This window comes from Methylocapsa acidiphila B2, from assembly GCF_000427445.1.
Lineage (GTDB): Bacteria > Pseudomonadota > Alphaproteobacteria > Rhizobiales > Beijerinckiaceae > Methylocapsa > Methylocapsa acidiphila.
In genome coordinates this window covers 1,991,462-2,016,737 of the sequence record NZ_KE386496.1, presented here as the reverse complement: position 1 = coordinate 2,016,737, position 25,276 = coordinate 1,991,462, and the positions used below count along the sequence as shown (strand labels likewise).

General features: G+C 58.9%; 21 protein-coding genes. 9 read left to right on the top strand and 12 right to left on the bottom strand.

All coding sequences use genetic code 11. The annotated features are described in order from the left end of the window. Positions 1-7: 7 nt before the first annotated feature. From METAC_RS0111780 to METAC_RS23355, 4 genes are all read left to right on the top strand, one after another. On the top strand, positions 8-1,456 hold the full coding sequence (locus METAC_RS0111780) for a DUF1501 domain-containing protein (RefSeq protein WP_026607188.1): 1,449 nt from the start codon (positions 8-10) through the stop codon (positions 1,454-1,456). Between the two features lie 201 nt (positions 1,457-1,657). Beyond that, complete coding sequence (locus METAC_RS0111775; protein WP_026607187.1) at positions 1,658-2,074, top strand: hypothetical protein; 417 nt, start codon at positions 1,658-1,660, stop codon at positions 2,072-2,074. Between the two features lie 278 nt (positions 2,075-2,352). After that, a complete protein-coding gene (locus METAC_RS23360) occupies positions 2,353-3,498 on the top strand; it encodes an efflux RND transporter periplasmic adaptor subunit (RefSeq protein WP_198017208.1) in 1,146 nt (381 codons plus the stop codon). Continuing rightward, positions 3,495-6,617, top strand: a complete 3,123-nt coding sequence (locus METAC_RS23355) for an efflux RND transporter permease subunit (protein ID WP_051335538.1) — start codon at positions 3,495-3,497, stop codon at positions 6,615-6,617. Before METAC_RS23360 ends, METAC_RS23355 begins: the two co-directional genes overlap by 4 nt. A gap of 325 nt (positions 6,618-6,942) precedes the next feature. Here METAC_RS23355 and METAC_RS0111760 read toward each other — a convergent pair whose 3' ends face one another. The 4 genes from METAC_RS0111760 to METAC_RS0111740 form a co-directional block, all read right to left on the bottom strand. Next, on the bottom strand, positions 6,943-7,683 hold the full coding sequence (locus METAC_RS0111760; protein ID WP_026607186.1) for an outer membrane protein: 741 nt from the start codon (positions 7,681-7,683) through the stop codon (positions 6,943-6,945). A 35-nt stretch (positions 7,684-7,718) separates the two neighbouring features. After that, complete coding sequence (locus tag METAC_RS0111755; protein WP_245257471.1) at positions 7,719-10,160, bottom strand: TonB-dependent receptor; 2,442 nt, start codon at positions 10,158-10,160, stop codon at positions 7,719-7,721. Positions 10,161-10,715: 555 nt separating this feature from the next. Further along, on the bottom strand, positions 10,716-11,240 hold the full coding sequence (locus METAC_RS0111750) for a cupin domain-containing protein (RefSeq protein WP_280643031.1): 525 nt from the start codon (positions 11,238-11,240) through the stop codon (positions 10,716-10,718). Between the two features lie 304 nt (positions 11,241-11,544). Beyond that, on the bottom strand, positions 11,545-11,979 hold the full coding sequence (locus METAC_RS0111740) for an RrF2 family transcriptional regulator (protein WP_026607183.1): 435 nt from the start codon (positions 11,977-11,979) through the stop codon (positions 11,545-11,547). A 295-nt stretch (positions 11,980-12,274) separates the two neighbouring features. Here METAC_RS0111740 and METAC_RS0111730 point away from each other — a divergent pair, with 295 nt between their 5' ends. From METAC_RS0111730 to METAC_RS0111710, 5 genes are all read left to right on the top strand, one after another. Beyond that, positions 12,275-13,048, top strand: a complete 774-nt coding sequence (locus tag METAC_RS0111730; protein ID WP_026607182.1) for a TonB family protein — start codon at positions 12,275-12,277, stop codon at positions 13,046-13,048. Between the two features lie 52 nt (positions 13,049-13,100). Beyond that, positions 13,101-13,841, top strand: a complete 741-nt coding sequence (locus tag METAC_RS0111725; RefSeq protein ID WP_026607181.1) for a MotA/TolQ/ExbB proton channel family protein — start codon at positions 13,101-13,103, stop codon at positions 13,839-13,841. Next, entirely contained in the window at positions 13,822-14,277 is a 456-nt protein-coding gene (gene tolR / locus METAC_RS0111720) for a protein TolR (RefSeq protein ID WP_026607180.1), read from the top strand. Before METAC_RS0111725 ends, tolR begins: the two co-directional genes overlap by 20 nt. Before the next feature lie 218 nt (positions 14,278-14,495). After that, positions 14,496-15,014: a c-type cytochrome gene (locus METAC_RS0111715; protein ID WP_026607179.1), complete on the top strand. Its 519-nt coding sequence runs from the start codon at positions 14,496-14,498 to the stop codon at positions 15,012-15,014. Positions 15,015-15,142: 128 nt separating this feature from the next. Next, a complete protein-coding gene (locus METAC_RS0111710; protein WP_026607178.1) occupies positions 15,143-15,874 on the top strand; it encodes a cytochrome b/b6 domain-containing protein in 732 nt (243 codons plus the stop codon). 135 nt (positions 15,875-16,009) lie between these two features. Here the strand turns inward: METAC_RS0111710 and METAC_RS23350 are convergent, their stop codons facing one another. The 8 genes from METAC_RS23350 to METAC_RS0111670 all read right to left on the bottom strand — a co-directional run bounded on the left by METAC_RS23350 (position 16,010) and on the right by METAC_RS0111670 (position 25,231). Continuing rightward, positions 16,010-18,163 (bottom strand): molybdopterin-dependent oxidoreductase, encoded by a 2,154-nt coding sequence (locus METAC_RS23350; protein WP_051335536.1) that lies wholly within the window; start codon positions 18,161-18,163, stop codon positions 16,010-16,012. A gap of 9 nt (positions 18,164-18,172) precedes the next feature. Then, positions 18,173-19,300: a hypothetical protein gene (locus tag METAC_RS0111700; protein WP_026607177.1), complete on the bottom strand. Its 1,128-nt coding sequence runs from the start codon at positions 19,298-19,300 to the stop codon at positions 18,173-18,175. A 125-nt stretch (positions 19,301-19,425) separates the two neighbouring features. Then, entirely contained in the window at positions 19,426-19,848 is a 423-nt protein-coding gene (ndk, locus tag METAC_RS0111695; protein WP_026607176.1) for a nucleoside-diphosphate kinase, read from the bottom strand. An 86-nt stretch (positions 19,849-19,934) separates the two neighbouring features. Further along, entirely contained in the window at positions 19,935-20,351 is a 417-nt protein-coding gene (locus tag METAC_RS23345) for a response regulator (protein ID WP_198017207.1), read from the bottom strand. 53 nt (positions 20,352-20,404) lie between these two features. Beyond that, the gene (locus tag METAC_RS0111685; protein WP_026607175.1) at positions 20,405-21,742 is read right to left on the bottom strand and encodes a PAS domain-containing protein; all 1,338 of its coding nucleotides are present in this window, start codon (positions 21,740-21,742) and stop codon (positions 20,405-20,407) included. 2 nt (positions 21,743-21,744) lie between these two features. After that, a complete protein-coding gene (locus tag METAC_RS23340) occupies positions 21,745-22,938 on the bottom strand; it encodes a sensor histidine kinase (protein WP_084143599.1) in 1,194 nt (397 codons plus the stop codon). Positions 22,939-23,178: 240 nt separating this feature from the next. Beyond that, positions 23,179-23,769 (bottom strand): DUF3501 family protein, encoded by a 591-nt coding sequence (locus METAC_RS0111675; RefSeq protein ID WP_026607174.1) that lies wholly within the window; start codon positions 23,767-23,769, stop codon positions 23,179-23,181. A gap of 97 nt (positions 23,770-23,866) precedes the next feature. Further along, positions 23,867-25,231, bottom strand: coding sequence for a heterodisulfide reductase-related iron-sulfur binding cluster (locus METAC_RS0111670; protein WP_026607173.1), 1,365 nt, complete (start codon positions 25,229-25,231; stop codon positions 23,867-23,869). Positions 25,232-25,276: the final 45 nt, after the last annotated feature.

Below are 25,276 nucleotides of genomic sequence, written 5' to 3'. Positions count from 1 at the left end.
CGCCTTCATGAAGACGCAATCGCGCCGAGAGTGCTTGTTCAATGCAATATATGGGATTGGGGGCTTGACGTTAGCCGCCCACATGCCCGGAGGAGGGATATTTGCGACGCCTGCTTTGGCGGAAGGGTTGTCCGATCCGCTGGCGCCGAAGCAGCCGCATTTCCCGCCGAAGGTGAAATCGGTGATCTGGCTACATATGGACGGGGCGCCGAGCACGCTCGATCTCTATGACTACAAGCCAGAATTGATCAAGCTGGCGGGTCAGGAAGCGCCAGCGAGTTTCTTGACGGGAATCAAGACGAGCACGCAAGGCGGCGTCGGCAAGCTTTTCGTCTCGAATCGAACTTGGAAGCAGCACGGCGCAAGCGGCGCGTGGTTCTCGGATCTTTTGCCGAATTTGGCGCAGCATGCGGACAAGATCGCCTTCGTCAAATCCAGCACGACGATCGGCGCCACCCATGACATTTCAATCCTCAAGTTGAACACGGGCGACACCTCTCCAGGACGTCCCTCGCTCGGCGCGTGGATCACCTATGCGCTCGGTTCGGCAAATCCGGATTTGCCTGCCTATGTCGTGCTCTATAATGGCAAGAAGGAGCCGACCGGAGGCTCGGTGAATTGGAGCTCCGGTTTTCTTCCAGCAGTCTACCAGGGCACGGCGTTTCGACCCGGCGGCTCGCCGATCTTGCACCTCGACCGTCCTGAACTAGTCGCCTTGGCGGAGCAGCGCGACAACCTCGATCTTTTGCGTCGCCTCAACGAGCATGGCGTTTCGCAGCGGCCGGAAGACACCGAGCTTCAGGCCAGGCTTCGTTCCTATGAACTCGCCTATCGAATGGAGGCGACCGCGCCGGAAGCGGTTGATCTGAGCAAGGAGACGGAGGCGACCAAAGCGCTTTACGGCTTGGATGATCCGGCCAGCAAGGATTATGGTACGAATCTATTGCGCGCGCGCAGATTGGTCGAACGCAACGTGCGCTTTATTCAAGTCGTGTCGGGTCCGCTGGAAGCCGCCGGCAACGAAGACGCAAGGAATTGGGACGCGCATCAAGACCTCGAGAAGAATCATGGGGCCCACGCCAAAGCTGTCGATAAGCCCATTGCCGGCTTGCTGACCGATTTGAAAGAACGTGGCTTGCTCGACACGACGCTCGTCGTGTGGACTTCTGAATTTGGTCGGACCTCGTACGGACAAAGCGGCAACGGCCGCGATCATAATCCTTGGGGCTATACCCAATGGCTCGCGGGTGGTGGGGTTAAGGCGGGAACGACTTTCGGCGAAACGGACGAAATCGGCTTGCAGGCGGTTGGCCGGAAGGTCGATACTTACGATCTTCACGCGACGGTGCTTCAACTGTTGGGGCTCGATCATTTGAAGACCGTCTACTTGAGGAGCGGTCGCTCGGAACGCCCGACTGTCGTCTATGGCGAGGTCGTCAAGGAGCTTCTCGCTTAGGCGAAAGCGCGAATCACACCGTGAGTTTGCATAGCGCGCCGGAAAACGCTGTTTTCCGGCGCTAAACGGTCACGGGTAAGCCGGCGTTCGAAGGCGACAATCGGTATCAGCGTCGTTTCCGGCGTTTGGGGACCTGCAATCAAATTCAAATCGGCGGCCTCGGGCGAATTCCGATCCTATCCGCCGCGAACGGACGCATTCATGTCTCGACGAGCGATAGTCTTTATAGCGATGAGTATAGCGGTTTCGGTTTCGGTTGCGCCAGCCTTTGGCGAGCGTCGTGATATCGATTTGCACGATTATGACGACGACCTAATGCGCGATCTTGATAAGACGATTAAATATTTTGAGCCGGACATCACCGCGCGAAACGCCCAAGGCGCGTTAGACGACGCCGCTATACTCCAGGATGGATTCAAATATACCGCCGATTATTTTGCCAAAAAGGATAATGCGGAGGACGCTGTGCAAATCTCCAAGGATGGCCTGAAATTTGTCGCGTCAGCGATCAAGTCAGTGTCAGAATCAGATTTCGATGCGGCCGCAGAGGCTGCTCGAGGGGCAGCTCGTACATGCCGTGCATGCCACGACACCTATAAGCCCCTAAAGAAGCAATAATGACCGAACTTCATTCCATTCACGAAGCCCGCATAATCCTCCAACGCAAGATAATAATATGCTTTTGCCACTAGGCTCGCGTCATGTCGCTTGGGTGGAGCTCGGACGGATCTGGCGACGAGAGCTCTGTCCAGCAGCAGAAGCGAAAATGTAGCAAGCGGCGCTAGGAAAAATCTGAGTTTCGGTGAGGTGTAAATTGGCGCCATCTAATTGCGGAAGGCTGTGGGTTCAGTGTGTTAAGGCTGGTCAGCCGAGACTGAGATTGACGGATCAGTAATGTGCGAAAGACACAGCTTGCAATAATATCTGTTCTGGTGTTCGGCGCTGGCGCAGGGTTTTGGTTCACCGGGCGTGGTTCGCCTGTCGCTGAAGCTGTGCGAGAGCTTCCGGCGCCTGTTGAAGCAAGCACCGTCACGCGGCGGGATGTCCCGGTATATCTGACGGCTTTGGGCAATGTGCAGGCGTATAATTCCGTGCTTGTGCGAGCCCAAGTCGATGGTCAAATCACTGAGGTGGCGTTTAAGGAAGGACAAGAGATCGCGACGGGGGACATTCTCGCCAAGATCGATTCGCGGACTTACCAGGCCAATCTCGATCAAGCGCTGGCGCGAAAGGCCCAGGACGAGGCGCAACTCGATAATGCTCGGCGGGATCTTCGCAGGCGCGCCGCACTTGTTGAAAAAGAATTGGTCGCGCGGCAACTCTTCGATACGACACAAGCGCAAGTTACACAATTCGAGGCGGCGGTGAAAGGGGACGACGCTGCGATCGAATTTGCCGCCGTGAACCTCGGATATGCGACCGTCAGATCGCCTATTGACGGCCGCGCAGGAATTCGGCGGATCGACAAGGGAAATGTCGTCCATGCGAATGATTCCGCCGGCATCGTGACTATTACGCAAACCCGCCCGATCAGCATCCTGTTCACGCTGCCAGAAGACAATTTGCAAGGAATCGTGAAGGCGATGGCCGCCGGGCCTTTGACGGTTGCGGCGTTGAGCCGTGATGGCCAGATGCAATTTGACGTCGGCGAACTCACATTGATCGACAATGAGGTTGACCGGTCGACAGGAACGATTCGGCTAAAGGCGACGGTCCCGAACCAATCCGGCTTGCTTTGGCCAGGGCAATTCGTGACCGCGCGACTCCATTTGTCGACACTTCCGAATGTTCTGTCCGTTCCCGCTTCTGCGCTCCAAAATGGCCCGGAGGGACGATTCGTATTTGTGATCAAGACGGACGGCGCGGTTGAGGCGCGCCGATTAGAGCTTGGTCCCATAGACGCCGAGACGGCCGTGGTTGAACGAGGCCTTAAAGAGGGCGAGCTTGTGGTGACGAAGGGGCAATACAGATTGAGTCAGGGATCGAAGGTGACGGTCGCGCGCGCAGGGGCCGTGGCCGTCAGGCGCGACGACAACGAATGAGCTTCTCCGCACCTTTTATAGAGCGGCCAGTTGCGACGATCTTGCTGGCTGCGGCGGTTGCGCTATTTGGCTTCGTAAGCGCTCCCTTGTTGCCGATCGCGCCTTTACCTCAAATCGATTTCCCGACCCTACAAGTTTCGACAACTCTGCCTGGCGCTGATCCGGTAACGATCGCGTCGTCAGTGACGTCCCCGCTGGAGAGGCAATTCTCCCAGATAGCGGGCCTCAATCAACTGACGTCGACGAGCACGCTCGGATCTTCGTCGATTGTCCTTCAGTTCGATCTCGATCGCAGTTTCGACAGCGCGGCCCAAGACGTACAGGCCGCGATCAATGCGGCGCTCGGCCATTTGCCCAAAGACCTGCCGACTCCGCCAACATACCGTAAGACGAATCCAGCCGATTTTCCAATTCTGGTCCTGAGCGTATATTCGGAAACGATACCGCTCCAGGAAGTGGATGATTACGCCGACAACATCGTAGCGCAGCAACTGAGCCGGATTCAGGGCGTGGGGCAGGTCGAAATCCAAGGGGAGCGAAAGCCGGCCGTTCGCGTGCAAGCGGATCCGTCTAAACTCGCGGCAATGGGCTTGAGCCTTGAGGACGTGCGCGCCACAATCGCGAATGGGACGGTCGACGCGCCGAAAGGAACGATTGAAACGCCTCTACGCAGCTTTACGATTTACGGCAACGATCAGCTGACCGTGGCTGAACCCTGGAATGATGTAATCATCGCCTATCGCAACGGCGCGCCGGTGCGAATCCGCGACATCGGCGTCGCCGTTGAGAGCGTCGAAAATGTCCGGAGCATGGCCTGGGCCAGCGGCCGTTCGGCGATTGTGCTTCCGATTTTCAAGCTGCCGGGCGCAAATGTCATCGACACTGTCGCAAAAATCAAGGCGGCGCTTCCACGCTTACAGGCGTCCCTGCCCCCTGCGATGAAACTTGCGATTGATGTTGACCGAACAGTCACAATTCACGCCGCAGTCGCTGATCTGGGCTGGACATTGCTGATCACCGCTGTCCTCGTGGTCGCCGTCATTTTTTTGTTTCTTGGAAATTTTCAGGCGACATTTATACCGAGCGTGGCGGTCCCCTTGTCGCTTCTCGGCGCCTGCGCTCTTATGTATGTGCTGGGCTTCAGCCTAAACAACCTGTCTTTGATGGCGCTCACCATTTCTGTCGGGTTTGTGGTCGATGACGCGATTGTCATGTTTGAAAATATTTATCGTCACGTCGAAAATGGCCTAAGCCCTGTGGCCGCCGCGCTGAAGGGGGCGCGTGAAATCTCTTTCACGATTATTTCCATCAGCCTTTCGTTGATCGCGATCTTCATTCCGATACTCTTTATGTCGGGGCTCGTCGGCCGACTGCTGCGAGAGTTCGCGATCACGGTCTCTTTGATGATATTCGTGTCGATGATCATCTCGCTAACATTGACGCCAATGATGTGCGCTCACATCCTTAGCAATGACCGCTCCGCGCAGCAAAGCCGCGTCGCGCGCGTGTTCGAATCGGTTCTCGCGTCGATGCTCGCCGCATATGCGCGAGCGCTCGACGTCGTTTTGCGCAACCAGCCCGCGACAATGGTCGTTTTTCTTGCGACGGTCGTTGCGGCCGGATGGCTCTATATCATCATACCAAAGGGCTTTTTTCCACAGCAGGACACTGGCGTGATCTATGGAACGACGGAGTCCGCGGAAGATATTTCATTCAGTGAGATGAAGGCGCGTCAATTGGCGGTTACCGACACGTTTGTCGGTGATCCTGACATTTCTGGTTGGACGTCGTCAATCGGCAGCCTCGGCTCGAGCGTGACAAGCAACGGGTTCATTCGAATCGGTTTAAAACCGCATGGCGAGCGTAGCGTCTCGGCAAGCGAAATTATGGCGCGGTTGCAGAAGAAGGCTGCGGGGTTACAGGACGTCGCTTTCTTCATGCAATCGCCCCAGGAACTCAATATCGGAGGGCGGCCGAGCCGCACGCAGTATCAATATACGTTGCAGGACGGAAATATTGATGAGCTAAACCAATGGGCGCCGCGGATTCTGGCGAGACTCAAAGACCTGCCGGAATTGCGCGACGTGGCGAGCGATCTGCAGTCACGCGGCGCGGCGGTAAATATTGTCATCGATCGAGATCAGGCTTCTCGATTCGGCATCACGCCTCGGTTGATAGACGATACGCTGTATGACGCATTCGGCCAAAGGCAGGTGACGCAATATTTTACTCAACTCAATAGTTACCATGTCGTTCTCGAGGTGCTTCCGGAGCTCCAAGGACGGCTAGACACGCTCGACAAAATCTATGTTAGATCGCCTGCGACTGGACAGCAGGTGCCGCTCGGCGCTTTCCTTAAATATAGGTCGGACAAAACCGCGCTTCTGTCGATCAATCATCAAAGCCAATTTCCGGCCGTGACGATTTCCTTCAATTTGGCTCCGGGCGTGGCGTTGGGAGACGCAGTTGAGGCGATACGCGCCGCCGAAGCGGATATGGACGCGCCTCCCGCGCTCATTCGCGGATTTCAAGGCTCGGCGCAGGCCTTTCAGAAAGCGCTTGCATCGCAACCCTATCTAATTCTTGCGGCGCTCGTCGCGGCCTATATTATCCTCGGTGTGCTCTATGAGAGCTTCATTCATCCGCTGACAATTTTGTCGACTCTCCCTTCAGCTGGCGCCGGCGCGCTTATGTTCCTCATGTTGTTTCATCATGACATGTCGCTTATTGCGCTCATCGGCATCTTGCTCCTTATAGGCATCGTCAAAAAGAACGGCATCATGATCGTGGATTTCGCGATCGTCGGCCAGCGCGATCGGAAATTAACGCCGGTCGGAGCCATTCGAGAGGCCTGTCTCCTGCGGTTTCGTCCAATTATGATGACGACGCTTGCGGCGATCCTCGGCGGCGTTCCGCTTATGTTGGCGAGCGGCGCAGGCTCCGAATTGCGGCAGCCGCTTGGGATAGCCATGGTCGGCGGCCTATTGTGCAGCCAAGTTCTCACCTTATTCACGACGCCGGTGGTCTATCTTGCGTTCGAAGCCCTTCGGCGTGGTCGGCGAAATCCGACGCGGGCGGACGTAGCTGCATCGAAGATGAGCACGACCGCGGCGGAATAAGGCAATGTCGCCAGGATGCACGCGCTTATACCGCCTGATGTGATCGTTCCTTTAGGAGTAATTGCTTTCGGGCCGGAATCGGTATGATCGAAAAAGCCAAAGACATTTTACGATTAAGTCATTGTCCAAGTCCAATCGATCGAATGATCTCGTAGGGTCGATAGGGATCAGGCCGGTTCGCCGACCGAATGGACCCCGTTCGGTCGGCAAAGTAAATTTGGCGTTTTCAAGAAAGTTCGAACATGATCCGAGGCGTCAGATTAGTTCGCTGTGATCGGAATATGCTCGGGGGGAACCTGCTTGCGGAGCAAGAAGCCGGCAGCTTTCAATATTTCGCGACGACCCCAGGCGCAGGCTTTGGCGAGAATTTGTAGCTAAAGCCGATCTTGACCTGGTTTTCTGTCCAATGGTGGGATTGATAGGCGCCGGGATAGACGATCGGTCCGTCGGACAGGTAGCCGAACTTTGTATAGCGGTATTCCGCGCGCACCGACCAATTGTCATTGACGGCATATTCGATGCCGCCGCCTGCGGTCCACCCCGTCAGAGTTGTGCCGAAGTCTCCCTCAGACCCATATAAGACGTATTTATTTTTGAGCCAGGAAAAGGCGCCGCCGCCAGTTGCATAGATCAAGGTGCGATCGATGGCGTAGCCGACGCGGCCGAGGATAGCGCCTTGAATCGGCGCGGAGGTGGTGGCCTGAACAAAATAGACCGGTTGCGTCGACTTTTTGAGATTCGTGCCGTCGACTTCTCCTTCAAGGCCTAAAACCCATTGGTTGATTTGCCAGTTATTGCCGATATGGGCGCCGCCGATAGCGCCTTCCGGCGTAGTCGTTGCGTCGCCGAAGGCGGTCGGGCCAAATCCGGTTCCCTGCGCATACCAATTTGAGAAGGCGCTGTTATCTTGGGCCCAAGCATAGCCAATCTGGCCGCCGACATAGACGCCGGCCCAGGTGAAGGCGGGAGCGGCCGGAGGCGGCGCGGCGACGGGCAGGTCGGCGGCATTGGACGCGTTGACCAAAGCCAAAATGGCTGTGGTGCTTAAGAGCACTCGTGCAAACATCGTGATATTCTCCTGCGGCTTTTCAAGTTGGACGGTCAGAGCTTCGCTTTAAGAGTGACGCCGACCATGAGCGGGTCGCTGACATTGCCGCCGATCACGCCGGCGCCAATGCTTGTGGCTGCGGACAGGTTGATGAAGTAGTGGTTATTTAAGGCATTATGAGCCCAGGCGGAGAGATCCCAACTCGCGTCCTCGAATCGGACGCCCGCATGCAAATTGAGCAGGCCGTATGCGGGAATATAGCTGTAGATCGAATCGTCGGAGTTTGAATAGGTTCCGGTCTGGTAGGTGAAGTCGGCGCCGAAATAGCCTACCAGAGGCTTTGGCGTGATCGATTCTAAAACGTCGAGCTTGTGGCTATATTCAAAGCCTGTCGCCATAGCGAATTTCGGCGTGTTCGACAGCGGCTTGCCGGTTAGATCGCATGGCGTGGTCATATAGCTTAGCTCGTATGGACAAGCAGAATTCTTGAACGATCTGAAGTATGTGTCGTTATATGTGAATGAGGCATAGGTGGTGATATCATCGATGGGTCTTCCCCGGATATCGAGCTCCACGCCGCGCGAGACCGCTTCCTTGGCGTTGCCGAGGTAGGTGATCGGCGTGGAGCCGACATTGCTCGTTTCGTTTGTGATGTAGTTCTGGTTATACATCACGAAGGCGGCCATATTGACCAAGAGCCGCTGATCGAAGAACGCGCTCTTGAGGCCGACCTCGTAGCTGTTTACCGTTTCCGGTTTAACGGTCGTCGGCGCTCCGGTCGGCAGGTTCGCCACAGCGTTCGGCCCGCCGCCGCGCCCGCCGCGAGCCCAGGTGACATAGCCCATCGCGTCGGGCGTGAACTTGTAGGACGCGGAGGCCAAGGCGGAGAATATGCCTTGGTGCGTGTCGGCCGTATATTGGCCGTTCTTGCCAATAAAGGCGTTTCGTAGGGCGATCGCCTGGGCCTGCTGAGCCGGTGTGAAGGATGAGAGATCCTCGGCGGCAAATTGGTACTGACGGAAGATCATCGTTTTGTCATAGTAGGAATAGCGCAGGCCGGTCGTGACGTCGAAATTGGGCGCCGCGTGCCATACATCCTGAATATAGGGCGCTATTTCATTCGTCTTCGGATTATCATAGGACTGACGACCTAAGTAGTTATAGGTCGCGTTGGCTAAGGCGGGGTTCGTAGCCCATAGGGTAGGGCTGGCGTAATAGGCGCCGGCCGCGCTGCCATAAGTGGTCAGGCCCCAATCGTAAAGCGCTTCATAGAGATAGAAGACACCGCCGGTCGCCTCGACCGGCTGGCCCTTTGGAGTGGAAATTTTGAGCTCTTCCTGGACCGATCTCTCCGTCACATGGCCGTTGGTATTTGTGATGATTTGAGGTTCGATGGTGCCGTCGGTTCTGTTGTTTGGGTGAAAGTCCCAGCCGCGATATGACAGGACATTGCTTATCGTATAGCCGTTGATGTTATAATTTATGATTGCGGCGGCGCCTTCGGTTTCTTGAGCCGTTGACGTATATCCGTTGACGTCAGTTTGATAGTTGCCAAGCGCATTGGCGGAAAGCGGTTGGTAATTTAGCCGCGCGATGCGGGTAAAGAAGTTATTCGAGACGGCGGCTCCGTTCGCGTAATTCGTTACCGCGCCATTGTAGAGATTCAAGCAGCATGCCTGATTGATATGCGAATAGTCGAAGACCAGCCGGATTGAGAGATCGTTATTGGGTTGGATAAGGATCTGTCCTCGTGCCCCCTTGTCGTGCCAGTCGTTATATTTTTGTCCGCCGTTGACATTGTCGATATAGCCGTTTCGATCGGTCCCGAAGACCGAGAGTCGGAAGGCGGCCCAGTCGGTGTCCGCAATTGCGCCGGTCGCCGTGCCTTTGATCTGGACGTAATTGTAATTGCCGTAGGAAGCCTCGGCGGTTTCCTGGGCCGTGAAGCTCGGCAAGGCGGTCGTGATGTTGACGACGCCGCCGGTGCTGTCCTGCCCGCCAGAGGTTCCCTGAGGTCCTTTCAGCACTTCGATTCCTTGAAGATCAGGAATGTCGAATATGGCTTGTCCGGGCCGAGGTTGGTAGACGCCGTCGATGTAGACGGGGACGCCGCCGAAAATGCCGTCCGTGGCATTGGACGTCGCCGCGCCGAAGCCGCGAATGTTGATGCTTAAATTGCGGACGTTGGAATATCTGATCTGCAGACTGGGCTCGAGCTTTTGCGCTTGCAGGAGGTTGGTGATTTGCAACGCCTCGAGTTGAGACTTGGTGATCACCGTAGAGGCTTGCGGCGTTTCCTGATACTTCGTCGCCTGAGCTTGGGAGATTGCCTCTACGGTGTCCGCCGGGGGCGCGGTCACGACGACATCCTCGACGTGGCCTTCCACGCTCGAGGGAGCGGCGTCTTGCGCGAAGACTGTTGTCGGCGCTGAGAGACTAAGGCAGATCGGCAGGCCGACGAGGCATGCAAGGGAGCTTGAGTTCATCAGGTTCATTTGGCGGGTCCGTTCTTCTGACATGGTCGGTTCACGCGGCGCCTCGGCTTGGTTCGACCTTGTTGTATTAACTCGATAGAAAAACTATTGTGATGTATTGTTGAGTAAAATGATCGGGAGTGTCAATGGAGTGGCGCGGCGGTCCGTGCGATCGGCGGCATTAGTTGTAAATATGTCACGGTTGGAACGGGCGGAGGTCCGTGGGGGTGGTTTCGCTTGCGCATGATTGCGCTGTCCGCCGTTGCGCTTGCCTTGGCCCGCTGTTGCGCGGCTCTCAGAGCGCGGCGCCGAACGAGAGCGTTTTGGCGGCAGCAGTCGGACTGTGATCGGCTCGCCGCGCGGAGAGGTACGCGGGCGCTTCGGACGCATGTGCGATAGGCCATCGCGAGATTGGCTGCTTGGCCGAATTGGCGCGGCGAACGGCATCGCCAGAGACGGTTTCGATGTCGGGCGCGGCCAGTCGATGAAGGAGGGGCGTCGTGAAGGCTCCGCCGCGGCGCGGATACGACTGAGGGCCGCAATGACTTTTCGCCCGTGTCCACGGGTTTCGGCGGCTTAGAGTTCTGCTGGGTCGAAGTAAGTCATGACGAGGTAAATCAAGGCCTCGGACGCACCCAGGTTTCGATAGCTATGTGGAACGTCGCCGTCGAAGCCGATAGCGTCGCCTTCATCCAGGCGCTGCGGCGGCTCCCGGCCGGCGTGGATCTCGATGCGTCCGTGCGCGACGATCAGGTTTTCGTGCGTTCCAGGCGCATGAGCCTCTGAATGGGCCGCGCGGCCGGGAGCGAGGGTCAATTCGTAAAACTCGGCCCGGCGCCGGCGGTCATGAGAAAAAAGAGGGCGGGCGGTGAGTCCGCCATCCGGTGAGGCGATCGTCTTTTTTCCTGCGTTTCGTAAAACAAAAAGGCCGCGCTGCGGGACATGCGCAGCAAGGCTGCCGAAAGGGACCCCCAGGGCATTGGCGATTCGCCACAAAACATCGAGTGTCGGAGCAACTTCGCTCCGGACGATCGCATCGAGCAATTTCTTGCCAAGCCCGGAGACGCGCGCCAATTTCTCGATCGATCCTCCTTCGCGCAAAATCAGCGCGTGAAGGCGCCGTCCGATGTGCGCGTCAAATCCGGTCGCCGGAGCAGCGGATCGAGACAATGTGTCGAAGCCGGTCGATTCTTTGGGGATAGGAGCAGGCATGCGATTTTATTTAGTCCATAGAAATAATTAATTTATGGACTAAGCCGACCTGGCGTCAAGCGCGTTACGCAACCTAATCTTCGCCTGCAGCGGGCGGTGAGCGGTCGACGGTCGAGACCTGCGCGACCGCCGCCAGCGCCTCATTGGATTTAGCTTGAATCGAAGCGATCAAGGCGAGCGATCGCTTTCCGCGCTACCGGAGCTCCAATTCCTCGCGGCTTCCGCGCGTGCTCAGCGCGGCGATGGTCGTGCGGTCGAGAATGAGCGCCATGGCGTCGCGGACGTCCAGCATGAGGTCGCGTATGGCGCAGGCGTCTTCATCAGGGCAATCCGCGCATTTGCGATAGGCCGTGCGGCTGGCGCAGGCGATCGGAGCAAGCGAACCGTCAAGAATCCGAATGATCTGGCCAGCGGTGATTCGATCGGCGGGGCGCGCGAGATGATAGCCGCCTCCTTTGCCTTTTTTGCTGGTTAAAAGGCCGGCGTTGCGCAACTCGAGCAAGATCGCGTCGAGAAATTTCCGCGGGATTTGATTTTGCGCGGCGATTTCGGCGGCGAGGCAGGGGCCTTCGAACTTCGCCAGATGCATCATCGCCTTGAGGCCGTATTTTCCCTTATTCGAAAGCATGCAGCCCCAAGCGGCCTCGGCAGTCGCGCCCGCCAGGCGCATTAAAGCATTACGCGGCGAAAACGCCCGCTTCCGGCTGATTTCATAGTCCAAGTTCATCTCTTTCGCAATTTTGCCCGGCTCGCATCGACGCTCGAAGTCTGGTCCTAAATCCCGACGCGCCCATGATCCTGCGTCGCTCCTCGCCCACCGGCTTTTCGCGAGCGCACAAAAAAGCCCTTGACCATTAAACTGGTATATTTATAGACTTAATGAACAAAATCCCGATGGCGACGCCCGACCACGAGACGCCGAAATGAATACTGCCCTTGCCAAGACCAATTTCGACCTCGACCCTTATGATTTTCCCTCCCCTGGGTCGCCGGACGGCGCGCAATCGCTTTTGGCGTTGCAACGCGCCAAACCCTCCTATCCCGCGCAAAGCGCGGCCCTCATCCTCTATGCGCTCGCACTTGTTGCTGCGATCACCTACACGGCGCGTCCTACGCCGCCCGTGCAGGAGGATGCTTTGGAGCTGGTGATGTTGCCGCCCGTCGCGCCGGAAGAACTGCCCGCGCCGGTCGAAGAGCCGCCTCCGCCGATCGCCGAAGAGGTTCCTCCCGAAACTGTGGACGAACCGCCGCCGCCCGTGGCGGAGGAGCCGGCAGTCGCGCCGGTCGAGCCAAAGCCGGTTCCCAAACCCAAGCCGAAGCCGAAAGTGGTTGAGCGCAAGGCGCCGGCCGAGCAACCGCGCCACGCGCCGCAAGCGGCGGCGCCGGCTCGCACAGGTCCAACCAATGTTCCTCCGAATGCGATCGCATCCGGCTACGCCAACCAGGTCCACGCGCGGATCGCGCATGCGGCGGCCAGCGTCGTGCCGCGCGCCGCGCTCGCTCGCCATGAATCGGGCCGTGTTGGCTATCGCATCGTGATTTCTCCCTCGGGCGCTGTGGTCTCGCAAAGCATCTCGCCGTCGGGCAATGCGGCGTTCGACGCCGCGGCGACCCAGGCGCTGGCGCGCGCGGCTCCATTTCCGGCGACCGGAATGACGCGCCCCGCGTCGCTGTCGGGCGCCATCGTCTTCCGGTGAGCCGAACTGACCACCCTGCAACAAATCCCACAGATCCGAGGAGTATATCGAGATGGCGGATTCCCTAGACGCCCCCGTGGCGGCGGCAAGCCACGGGCTCTCACCAATAGACCTGTTTCTGCAAGCCGACACGGTCGTGAAAGCGGTGATGATCGTGTTGATCCTCGCCTCGGCATGGGGATGGGCGATCATTTTCGACAAGCTGCTGCGGTTGCACTTCCTTCAGAGAAGGGCGGCAAAGCTGGTCACAAGCATCCAGGCCGGCTTGCCTGTCGCGACGGTCGCGGAAAGCTTCGCGAACGCATCGTCGACGGATCCATTCGTCACAGTCTACAAGGCGATGGTCGAGGAGCACAACCGGTCCGCCGATCTCGTGCTTTCCGATTCGCAACGCGACGGCCTTCAGGAGCGCGTCCATCGCGTCGGTCAATTGGCCAGCGCCGACGCTCTCGAGCATTTGCAAAGCAATTTGCCGGGCCTGGCGACCATCGGAGCCGTGGCGCCATTTGTCGGGTTGTTTGGCACCGTGTGGGGTATTATGACCTCTTTCCAAGGCATAGCCGCCGCCAATAACACGAGCCTCGCGGTCGTCGCTCCGGGCATCGCGGAAGCCTTGTTCGCGACCGCGCTCGGCCTCGTGGCGGCGATCCCGGCGGTCGTCTTCTACAATCGAATTGGCTCCGACATCGGGCGCTATGGCAAGCGTCTCAACGCTTTTATCGGCGTGTTCGAAATCGAGTTGTCCCGTCAGCTTTCAAAGAAAGGAGATCGCAATGGCCTTCGCGCTGCGTAAACACGACGGAGACTTTGACGCGCCGCCGATGAGCGACATGAACGTTACCCCGCTCGTCGACGTGATGCTGGTGCTCCTCATCGTATTCATGGTCGCTGCGCCCTTGATGGCCGCGGGCGTCCCGGTCGATCTGCCGAAAGCGCAAGCCAAGCCCCTGGTCGATCAGAAGCAGCCGATCGCGGTGAGCATCAGCGCCGAGGGCAAGCTTTATGTCGACCAGCGCGAAGTGGCGTCCGACGAGCTCATCATGGTTCTTGGCGAGAATGTCGATGGAAAGGAGCGTCGCATACACGTGCGCGGCGACAAGACTATACCCTACGGCAAGGTTATCGAGGTCATGGGTCTGATCAATTCGGCCGGCTACACGAAAGTCGCGCTGGTGTCCGAATCCTCCGCCGCGTCCTCTGCGGCTTCGGCTCAGGCCGTCGTCCGATAGACAATGAGTTCAAAACGCTCGGTTCGCGCATAAAAGCCCGCGAGCCCTGCATCTAGGAATCCCCAATGCGATCTGGCGATGACATCACGAGGCTGTTTCTGCTCTCGATCGCCAGATGCGGCCGTCGTCAGGATTGTTGAACAGCTTGTTCCGAAACTGCCTTGATTTCGCGTCGCAGCGCGACTCCTCAAAAGAAAATTATCAGGAGAATCTAGAAGATGAGTAGAACGTCATCGACGGGCCGCAAAATTTCCCTTGTGGCTGGCGTTTTCGTGATCGTCGCAGGGCTTGCATTGTCCGCGCAATCGCAAACGCCTCCGGCAGGGGCAGCCGGCTCCGGCCCGTCGCCCGCGCGTCAGGCGATCGAATCGCGCAAGGCAGTCTTCACGCTGATCGGGAATAATTTCAGGCTGATTGGCAATGTGTTGAAGGGCGCTGCTCCTTATGACGCCGCGGCGGTGCAGAAAAGCATTTCCCGTCTCGTATTCCTAGCCGATCTCATCGGCGACAGCTTTCCGGAAATTTCCAATATCGGTGAGCCCGACACCAAAGCAAAGCTCGATATTTGGACCAACCGCGCCGATTTCGACAAGAAGGTGAAGGAATTCCAGACTCATCTTGCCTCTCTGCAGCAGGTCGCCAGCGCGGAGGCTGGACCGACGGATGCTTTCAAAACGGCGGCGACGGCCGTCGCCCAAGACTGCAAGGGCTGCCACGACGACTACAAAGCCAAATAAGGTTGCGGTCGCTGCCGGCATTCGCTGCCGGCCGATTACGATAGATGCTCGAGTATTCGGCAAGTCGTCTTATCAAGACTCAAACCCGAGGTAAGACGACTCGCATAGTTGCTGAAGAGATCCAATTCATGTCGACGATTGAGGAAGTTGCGCGGGCTCAGGAACAGACGGTCGAGCATCGCAAGATTTGGGACCTGCCTGTCCGCGTTTTTCATTGGTCGCTGGTCGCTGCTATTGTCGGGGCCTTCGTCACCAATAAGCTGGGCGTGAGCTACTTCAAATATCATCTCTGGTGTGGCTACGCCGTCATCGTTTTGGTGGCCTTCCGCATCGCATGGGGATTTGTCGGCACGCGTCACGCTCTGTTTATGAACTTCCTACGCGGCCCCATCCCGACGCTGTCCTATGTTGTTGCGCTCTTGCGCGGACTTAGGCCGCACTACGTGGGACATAATCCTCTCGGCGCCTGGATGGTCGTCGCGCTGTTGATCGGTCTCGCGGCGCAAGCGTCGTCCGGCTTGTTCGCAACGGACGATATTTTCAACGCCGGTCCGTTCTATGGCGCTGTTGGCAAGAACCTCGGCGAGGCGCTGACCTCCATTCATCGACGCTTGTTTTATTGGATCGCCGGGGCGATCGCGATCCATGTCCTAGCGGTCGCGGCGCATCAACTTTTGCATCGGGAAAAATTGGTGCAAGCGATGTTCACCGGGCGTAAGCCACATTGGTGGTCCGGCGACGACCAGTCGATCAGATCGTCGCGACTATGGCTGGCGGCGCTGTTGGCCTGCGTGGCGGCCGGGGCTCTGGCCTTCGTCGTGGCGGCCGCGCCCTCATCAGCCGGCGACGATCTCTATTAGGGATGGTTTGATCCGACGGTTCAATGTTGAAACGGGCAATTGACGTCCGGGCCCCAATCGGCTCGGTCGCCTACTTTGACCGGCCCCACGCCTTTTTCCCGATTGCAGCGCCTGACAGAGACAAGGCGCAAAAGCTCACGAGTTTTCGCGAACCAATCGCTCGAATTGCGTCTGCCCGTCCTTCTTTTCATCGTGTGGTTCAGTCGCCTTGCGCGCCCAAACGCTGATGTCGTGAAAGGCGGTCCCGCCGTAAGGCGCGACCTCGTCGGCGCCTGTCAGCGTATTCACGCCTTTGCCGTCTTCGAACAGCGCGTTGGGCATGATTCCTTCCGAAATCATCACGCCAGGCTGCAAGCCATCGAACACAACGGCCGTCAGGCGCACTTGCCCTCGCGCATTGCCGATCACGATTTTGTCCCCGGTCTCGACGCAGAGTCTCTTGGCGTCGAGAGGATTGATTTTGACGCGGGGCGCGCCCTCCAATGCGCTCGAGGAACGTGTTTCCGTGAAGCTCGAATTCAGGAAATTGCGGGCAGGGCTCGTCGCGAGCCGATAGGGGTGGGTCTCGCTCGTCGTTTCGATGACGTTCCAATGGTCGGGCAAGGCCGGCATGTCGCGCCAAGGGCCGCGCGGAGGGCCGTCGCCGAAAGGCACGTTTCCCCAATCCGGCTTGAACCGGAATTTTCGGTCGGGCCAGGCGAAGCCCTCGAGAAAATGGGCGGTCGCGAAATCCGGCTGGACGTCGATCCAGCGTTTTTCTTCGAGCTCCGCGAGGCCGCTCCAGCCCGACTCGCGCAAGGTCGCGTCAATCAATTGACGGGGGCTCATGGCAAAGCCAGGATGCTCGGCGCCGAGCCGCCGAGCCAGGGCGCAAATCACGTCATGATTGTTACGGCATTCGCCCGGCGGGTCGATCAGCTTGGGGCCGAGGCTGATATGCTGATGGCCGCCGCCGAGGTAAAAATCGTCATGTTCGAGAAACATAGTCGCCGGCAACACGATGTCGGCCATGGCGGCCGTCTCGGTCATGAATTGCTCATGCACGGCCACGAAAAGGTCGTCGCGCGAAAATCCCTGCCGGACCTTAGTCTGGTCCGGCGCGATCGACATCGGATTGGTGTTTTGCACCAGCATCGCCTTGACCGGTCCGCCGCCTTGAAGCGCGTCCGGATCGCCGGTGAGAATAGCGCCGGTTCGCGACTGGTCGAGCGCGCGGATGCTCGGATCGGCGACGTCGAGCCCCTCGATCAGGCGCTGGCGCATATGGAAGATCGCGCCATTATTGTGGAAGGCGCCGCCGCCTTCCTCCGTCCATGCGCCGGTCACGGCGGGGATGCAGGAGGCCGCGTGCATATTCACGGCGCCGTTGCGCTGACGAGAGAAGCCATAGCCCAGCCGGAAGAAGGTCTTCTTCCTCCGGCCGACCAGGTGGGCGAAGGTTTCAATCTCTTGCGGCGCAAGGCCGGTGATGGACGCGGCCCATTGCGGCGTCCGCGTCGCGAGATGAGCGCGAAGCTCGTGCGGGGCGTCCGTATATTTTTCGAGATAGTCCCAGTCGGCGAGCCCATCGCGGAAAAGGACGTGCATGACGGCGCAGGCGAGCGCGCCGTCGGTCCCAGGCTTCAGGCAGAGCGCGAGATCGGCCTGCTCCATCGTCGCGTTGCGATAAATGTCGATGACGACGATCTTCGCGCCGCGCTCCTTGCGCGCCCGAACCGCATGGGTCATCACATTGACCTGGGTGGCGACGGCGTTGGTGCCCCAGATCACGACGCAATCGGACTTGGCCATCTCGCGCGGGTCAGGCCCCGACATCTGGCCGGTCCCGGCGATAAAACCGGACCAGGCGATATTGACGCAGATCGAGCCATAGAAGCGCGAATAGCGCTTGGCGTGGGTGAGGCGCTTGATCCCGTCGCGCATCACGCGGCCCATCGTGCCGCCGTAATAATAAGGCCAGACGCTTTCGGCGCCGAACGCGCGCTCGGCGCGAAGGAAGTTTTCGGCGATCCGATCCAGCGCCTCGTCCCAAGAGATGCGGGAGAAGGCGCGCGAGCCCTTCGGCCCGGTCCGCTTCAAGGGATGAAGTAGACGGTCGGGATGATGAATGCGCTCTGCGTAGCGGGCGACCTTGGCGCAGACGACGCCGGCCGTGTAGGTCTGGTCTTTGGCGCCATGAATCCGCCCGATCGTTCGTCCGTCCAAAAGCTCGACGTCGAGGGCGCAGACGGACGGGCAATCATGTGGGCAGGTGGAGGTTCGGCGAAGGATTTTCGACGCGGCGTTCATGGCGCGGTCTCAGCTGTCCGAAACTTCGAGGCTCAGCGCCAACAATGTGTCGATCGCCGCAATATAGGACGCGTGCTCCGGGTTCTCGGGATCGAAAGGCGCGAACGGTCCGGTTTGCATCGCCCGAGAGATCGATTCGACCGAGGGAATGCTGAGATTGGCCTCCTTCGACATCACGCTGCGAAGCTCGCCCTTGGTCATGGAAGGATTGGCGCGCCGCTCGGCGATGAAGACATTTTCGAGAATTTCTATGGAGGCGGACTTCCTGGAGATCTGCTCGAGGTGCTGCACCGAAATGAACAGCGGCGTGTAGGCGACAGGCAGAGGCTGCGACGAGACCAGCGACACCTCGCGAGCGAGGCCATGGCTGCCTCCGATCTCGGCGCCGATGTCGATGTTCACCGGGATGTTGCGATTGAACAGGCGTTCGGCCGCCTTCTTGATCAATTTAGCGACCTCATCCGCGCTCAACTTCACCTGTCCGGAATTGTCCGCGGATATTTTCCAGTCGGCGGCGATGGTCGCCGAATAGACATTCCCGAGAATGAGGCCCTCGGCGCCGGAAGAGTTCGCCTTGCCGTCGAGAAGCGGCGACAAAGGCGCGCATTCCGGCTTTGTCTTCGTCGCCTCGAAGCTTTTGATGACTTCCGCTTCGCCGGTGCTGAGAAAGGACACGTTGCCGTAGTTCAGTCTTCCGGAGCGCTCGAAGCGCAGCTTCACGCCGCCTTCGCCGAGGCTGACTTCCGCGATGGCGGCTTTCAAGCTCGCGCTCAGCTCCGATTCGCCAGCTTCGGCCATGCTCGGCAGATTAGCGCTGCCTCGCACCTCCGCCAATTTGGGAAAACAGGTCGGCTGCCGCGTTTTGAAGCCTCCGAGCGTCGATCGATAGACATCGCCGGGCGTTTTCCCCGCCGGCTCCAAAACCGGCAAGAGCCCCAGAGGCTGGAAGAAGGCGAAGAGTTTGGCGGTCGGATCTGCCAGGGCGCTGCGGAAAGCCTCTGGCTTGCCGCCGCCGTAGGAGGGGATATGGCGCTGCAGCCAGTCGCGAATATCGCCATGGGCCGGCATGGAAACGCCGTAAAGCGCCGCGGCTATGATCGCCGCCCGAACATTGCTTGGTCCGATCAATGCCGGCATGTTCCGGCCCCTTGCGCACGAAAGCCTCAACGCCCGCGCAAAGCCACGGAGGGGCCTCTGCGGACTTATGAGTTTGCGGCTATCGCGCGCTCTGGGCAAGTCATTGTGAAATCGGGGGCCTGATTTTAGCCGACGATCTCATTGCCGGAGAACCATTGCGCGATCTCGATCGCTGCCGTTTCGGGCGCGTCGGAGCCATGCGCGGAATTCTCGCCGAGCGAGACCGCGAATTCCTTGCGGATCGTGCCGGGCTCAGCCTTGGCCGGATCGGTCGCTCCGAGCACGTCGCGATATTTCTTGATGGCGTCCTCGCCCTCGAGCACCTGCACGACCACCGGACCGGAGATCATCGTGTCGACGAGCTCGCCGAAAAAGGGGCGCGCCTTATGGACGGCATAGAACGTTTCCGCCTGCTCGCGGGTGAACCGGACCCGCCTTTGCGCAATGATGCGCAGACCGGATTTTTCGATCAGCGCGTTGATCGCTCCGGTCAAATTGCGCCGCGTCGCGTCGGGCTTGAGGATCGAGAAAGTGCGTTCGATGGCCATGAGCGTCCCTGCGTCAAAGGTGAGCCTGAAATTCACCGCCGCTTATAGTGGGCCGGTCCGACTTTGCAAGCCGCGCCGCTGAAGCTTCAAGCGGGCGCTCCTGGCGGCGATGCGCCAGCGTCAGGCGGGCGGGCGTTCCTGTCGCGGCGTTTCAGCGTTTCGATCGCCTTCAGCATTTCATGCGTGCGATAAGGCTTCGCGAGGAAAATGCTATCTTCGACTTGCATGCCATGCTGGGGCGAAAATCCGCTCGTATAGATGACGGGTAGGTTCGGACGCCGGCATCTTGCCATGTCGGCGAGAACCCAACCATTGATTTGGCCCGGCATCCTGATGTCGGTCAGCAGAAGATCGATGCGCGGCATTTTCGGCAGTATATAGGAAGCCTCGTCTCCGTTATCGGCGGTGACGACTTCGAATCCTGCGTCCTCGAGTTCGAGGACGAGCGAGTCCTTCACCAAGGGTTCGTCCTCGACCACAAGCACAACCTGTTTCTCAACCATGTCCATGCTTTCGCTTTGAAAGTAGGTCTGTCGACTCTGTCGGCCGGAGGGGGTCAATCGGTCCGCGGGTCCAGCGAGTCATTGGTCTGTTCGGAAGATTGAGGAAGATCCGTGGATGTCTGAGCGCTCTTTCGCTCCGAGAGATCGACGATCGCCGCGACAGCGCCGCGCGGGGCTCCTGTTTCGTCCAAGATCGGCGCGGCCGATATGAGCACGTCCGCCGAGCTGCCGTCGCAGCGGATCAAACGGCCCTTGAAGGCGGTGACCGTTTGGCCGGTCAGTGCGGCTCGATGCAGCGGCTGCTCCCAGAAGGCGAGCTCGCGCTCGTGATCAAAGAGCCGATAGGGAACGGGCACGGCGCGCGGCCCCTTCCGGCGGCCTCTTTCACCGAGCAGCCGGATCGCGTAGCGATTGGCCTGGACCGGCTGAGCCGGATCTCCGCCGGCGATCAAAATTCCCACCGGAGCGAGATCGAGGATGCGCTCCAGGCTTTCGATTCGGCTGTGAAATTCGCCGAGTTGGCGGTGGACTGCGCGCTCGGCGGACAAGAGCTGGGTCAGGTCGACGAAGCTTATAATGACGCCGTCGCCTGCCTCGTCACGCGTGTGGAGCGGCAGTATTCGCATCAAATAGCGTTTGGCGCCGTCGCCGCTCTCCACCTTATGCTCGACGGAACTATGCGTGCGCAAGGCGCGCTCGGCGGCCTCATGGATCAAATCGAATCGAAGGCGCGGGCGAATCTGAGAAATCGGGCGGCCGACGTCGCTGTCGACCAAGCAAAAGATTTCATTGGCCGCCGGGCTAAACCGCTTGATCGCCAAATTCCGGTCCAGAAAGATCGTCGCGATCTGTGCGCCGTTCAGAATTTCCACGAGATCGCGATTGGCGCAACTCAGTTCGTGCAATTGTGCTTTCAAAGACGCATTTTCAGTCCGCAAATCGTCGTCGCCGGAATCGAGCTTTTTCTGCTGCGGCCAAACCTCGTCACGCGACGCAATCGGCTCTTCGGCGACTGAGGACAGCTTTGCGCGCCCCGATTGCAACTCCTCGATCGCGGCAAATATTTCGGCGATGCGATAGGGCTTTGGAAGGAATCTGCTGCTTTCGACCTCGAGCCCCCGTTGAGGGGAAAATGCGCTCGTGTAGATCACGGGCAGATTGGAGTGCCGACGCCGAGCCATTTCCGCCAGGAGCCAACCATCGATTCGGCCAGGCATCCTTATATCCGTGAGCAAAAGGTCAATTCGCCGGAGCTTTTGAAGCAGAGATGAAGCTTCATCGCCATTTTCCGCCGAGATAACCTCGAAACCTGCGTCTTCGAGCTCGAGAACGAGCAAATCCTTCACCAGGGGCTCGTCTTCGACGATCAAAGCAATCTGCTTTTTATCCATGCTCAAGCTTTCGTCGCGGCAGGGAGTTGAATGGACACGTGGGTCCCAACTCCGAGTTGGCTGCTAATGCGAATAGTCCCATTGGATTGCTCGACCAAACCATAGACTTGGCTGAGACCGAGACCGGAGCCTTTGCCGACTGGTTTGGTCGTATAGAATGGGTCGAAGGCGCGGGCCTTGGTCTCCTCGGTCATGCCGCAGCCCGTATCCGAGACTTCGATTTCGACCCCGGGAAGCTTGTCCCCGTTGCTGCGCATCTCGATCGTCCTTGTCGCGATGGTCATCACGCCTTGGTCCACCATCGCGTCGCGCGCATTGACGGCCAAATTGAGGAGCGCCTGCTCCATTTGATTGCGATCGATCCAGATATTTTCCACCCTCGGGTCGAGGTCGAGCGCGAGCGTCGCTTTCTTGCCGAGAGCGTTCTCGAGCAATGGCCCGAGATCGGACACAAGTCTGTTGACCCCGATGCTCATTGGTTTGAGCGGCTGTTTTCGGGCGAAGGCGAGCATTTGGTTCGTGAGGGCGGCTGCTTTCTCGGCGGCGACGGTCGCGGTTTGAAGCGATTTCGTGAGTTTCGGATCGGCGGATTCGCTTTGCTTTGCGGCGCGATCCAAGCTCACCAGGACCGCCGTCAGCAAATTATTGAAATCATGCGCCACGCCGCCGGTCAATTGGCCGACGGCCTCCATTTTCTGCGCTTGCCTGAGCATGTCTTGCGCTAATTGACGCTCCTCGGCCTCCTTGCGGAGCGCCTCCAGGGCCGCGTCGCGTTCTTTTACGTGGAGCGCCAAGGCTTCGTTGGCCGCGCGCAACTGCTCGGGCGAGGCGAGTTCCACGACGCGGGGCAGTTGGGGCCAGAGCAGGAGCGCGGTGAGGACGGAGGCTATGGCGGTAATGGCCTTGACCAACGCTTCGAGACCGTAATCTGGAACCCAGAGCGTCCAAATCGACATGAAATGGGTCGTGCCGCAGGCGAGGATGAAGCCCACGAAACACCAGACCAGCCAGCCGAAGCCAAAGTCCGGCCGCTTATACGCTACATAGGCCAGCACGATCGGGATCGAGTAATAGGCGAGGCCGATGACGGCGTCCGCGATCACATGGGTCCAGATCAGTTCTGGACGCCACAATAAGCATATGCCGTGCGGCGATAAATTGTCCGAGCTCAGAAGCGCCGATAGATACTCAAGCATGCCCGCCTCCCGAGCCTGTCAGGCGAGGAGCTGGTTATTGCTAAACAGGCCAATTGAGCTAAATATGCAAAGCATATTTCCACGAAATATGCATCACGATTTTGTATCCGTTGAGCTATTCGCGCATAAAGGCCGGCGCGCCTAAATAAAGCTAAGCTTAAGTATTGTTGACTAAGCGGCGGCGAGGGGAAGGCGTTTGCGGGCTCGAGGCGGGCCGCGCGCGCTTCAGGATCGCCAGGATCAATCGAAGTCCTTGGCGAGTTCCGCCCGAACGGTTTCCGGAATGATCGCGATGTGGCCATAAGCCGGATGGGAAAAGCCGATTGTCGCCTCGGCGCCGGGCGTCTTGAAGGCGGCGATCTGCGTCGGCGTGAACGGGAAATGGACGAATTGCACGGAGGAGGCCTTGCCGTCCTCGCGCGTGCGCTCCTGATCCTGTTCGGCTGTCGCCTTGATGCGCTCCCCGCCGATCGAGAGAAAAGCGCTATCCTCGATGCCGCCGAGCCCGGCGAGAACGCGCTTGCGGCGATCCGGATCGTCGATCTCGATCATGAACGTGGCGACGAGCTCTTGGCCTTTGGGGATGAGCGGATTATATGCGGCGATCTCATCTGCGGCCTGCTCCGGGCCGCCTTTCTCGATATAGAGCATCTCGTGGACCTGCATCCACATTGTGTCGTAATTTTCAAAATAGAAAGTGACAAAAGGCCCGACCTCGACGCGGCGGTCTTGCTTACGCGCGGAGACCTTGCGACGGAACTCAGCGCGGACCGCGCCATATTCCGCAAGCGGCATGATGTCGTCCGTTGTGAGGCTGTGTTTCTGCGCCATGCTCCGCTCCAATGTCGATGTTAGAACGCCGCGTCCACGAGTCCCTTCGGCAGGCCGCGAATGCCCGCCGAAGGGAAGAACATAAGGAGGAAGATCCTCAGCTTGGCTCGCTGCGCCCAGCGCTGAGGCCATAGGCCTCAGCCAAAAGCTGAATGGGATGGCTGTACAGCTTGGGCTTTTCCTTGCCGTCCGCTAACCTGTCCACGCCTTGCGCGATATGCGGCCCGGCAAGCGGGCATTCCGAGGTCACGATCGCCTTGCCGCCTTCGGCCACTTGCCGCGCGACCGGCGCGCCGACCTTGAGGGCGGTTTCGAAATTCCCGGTCTTATAGCCCCAGGCGCCGCCGTGGCCGGAGCAGCGCTCGATGACCTGAAGATCGGTTTCGGGGATGAGCTTCAGGAGCTCGCGCGCTTTCTGGCCCATGTTCTGAGCCCGCGAATGACAAGAGATGTGCAGTGCGACGCCGCCAGTCGCGACAGGCTCGAGACCCGGCGCCAAGCCCTCCTTGCGAGCTATGCTCACGACATATTCGCTGAGGTCATAGGTCGCCTTGGCCAGAAGCTTGACATTGGCGTCGTCAGGCAAAATCAAGGGCCATTCGAATTTAAGCATCAAGGCGCAGGACGGCGTCAGGGCGATGATGTCATAACCCTTCCTGATCCATGCACGGAGTTCCGTGGCGACGATCTTGGCGCTCTCCGCGACCTCGGCGATATTGCCCTGCTCCAAGAGCGGCATGCCGCAGCAGTGCGGATGCAGGACTTCCGTCTCGACCCCGTTTTTGGCGAGAACCGCGCGGGCCGCCAAGCCGATGTTCGGTTCATTGAAATTGGCGAAGCACGTCGCATAGATCACTGCCTTGCGGCCAGCGGCGGGAGCGTCGCGATTGACCTCGATCGGCCGCTCCTCGGCGCGCGCTACGAAGCTCTTCGATACATATTTCGGAAGCCGAGCCTCCTTGTCGAGGCCGACATATTTCTCGAGGAGGCCGCGCGCCGTCTTATGCGCGCTATTGGTCGCGTAATTGGCGAGCGGCGCGATGTAAGAGGCGAGCTTGCCGTTGCGATCGGTCTTCGCAAGTTCCCGATCCGCCAGCTCCACCTCTCCTTTCTTCAGCTCGACAGCGCGATAGCGCAGCATCAAATGCGGAAAGTCGAGGTTGAATTCATGCGGCGGAACATAGGGGCATTTCGTCATATAGCACATGTCGCAGAGCGTGCAGGCGTCGACGACCGGCTTGAAATCCTTGCTCTCGACCGTATCGAGTTCGCCGTTCGTCGAGGCGTCGACGAGATCGAAGAGGCGAGGGAAGGAATCACAGAGATTGAAGCAACGGCGACAGCCGTGACAAATATCGAACACGCGCCGCAGCTCGGCGTCGAGTTTCGCCTCGTCGTAGAAATCGGGATTTTGCCAATCCAGGGGATGCCGTGTGGGAGCCTTCAGGCCGCCTTCGCTCATGTCGCCTCTTTAAGAATTCGCCAATAGATGATGCCCAGCGGATGG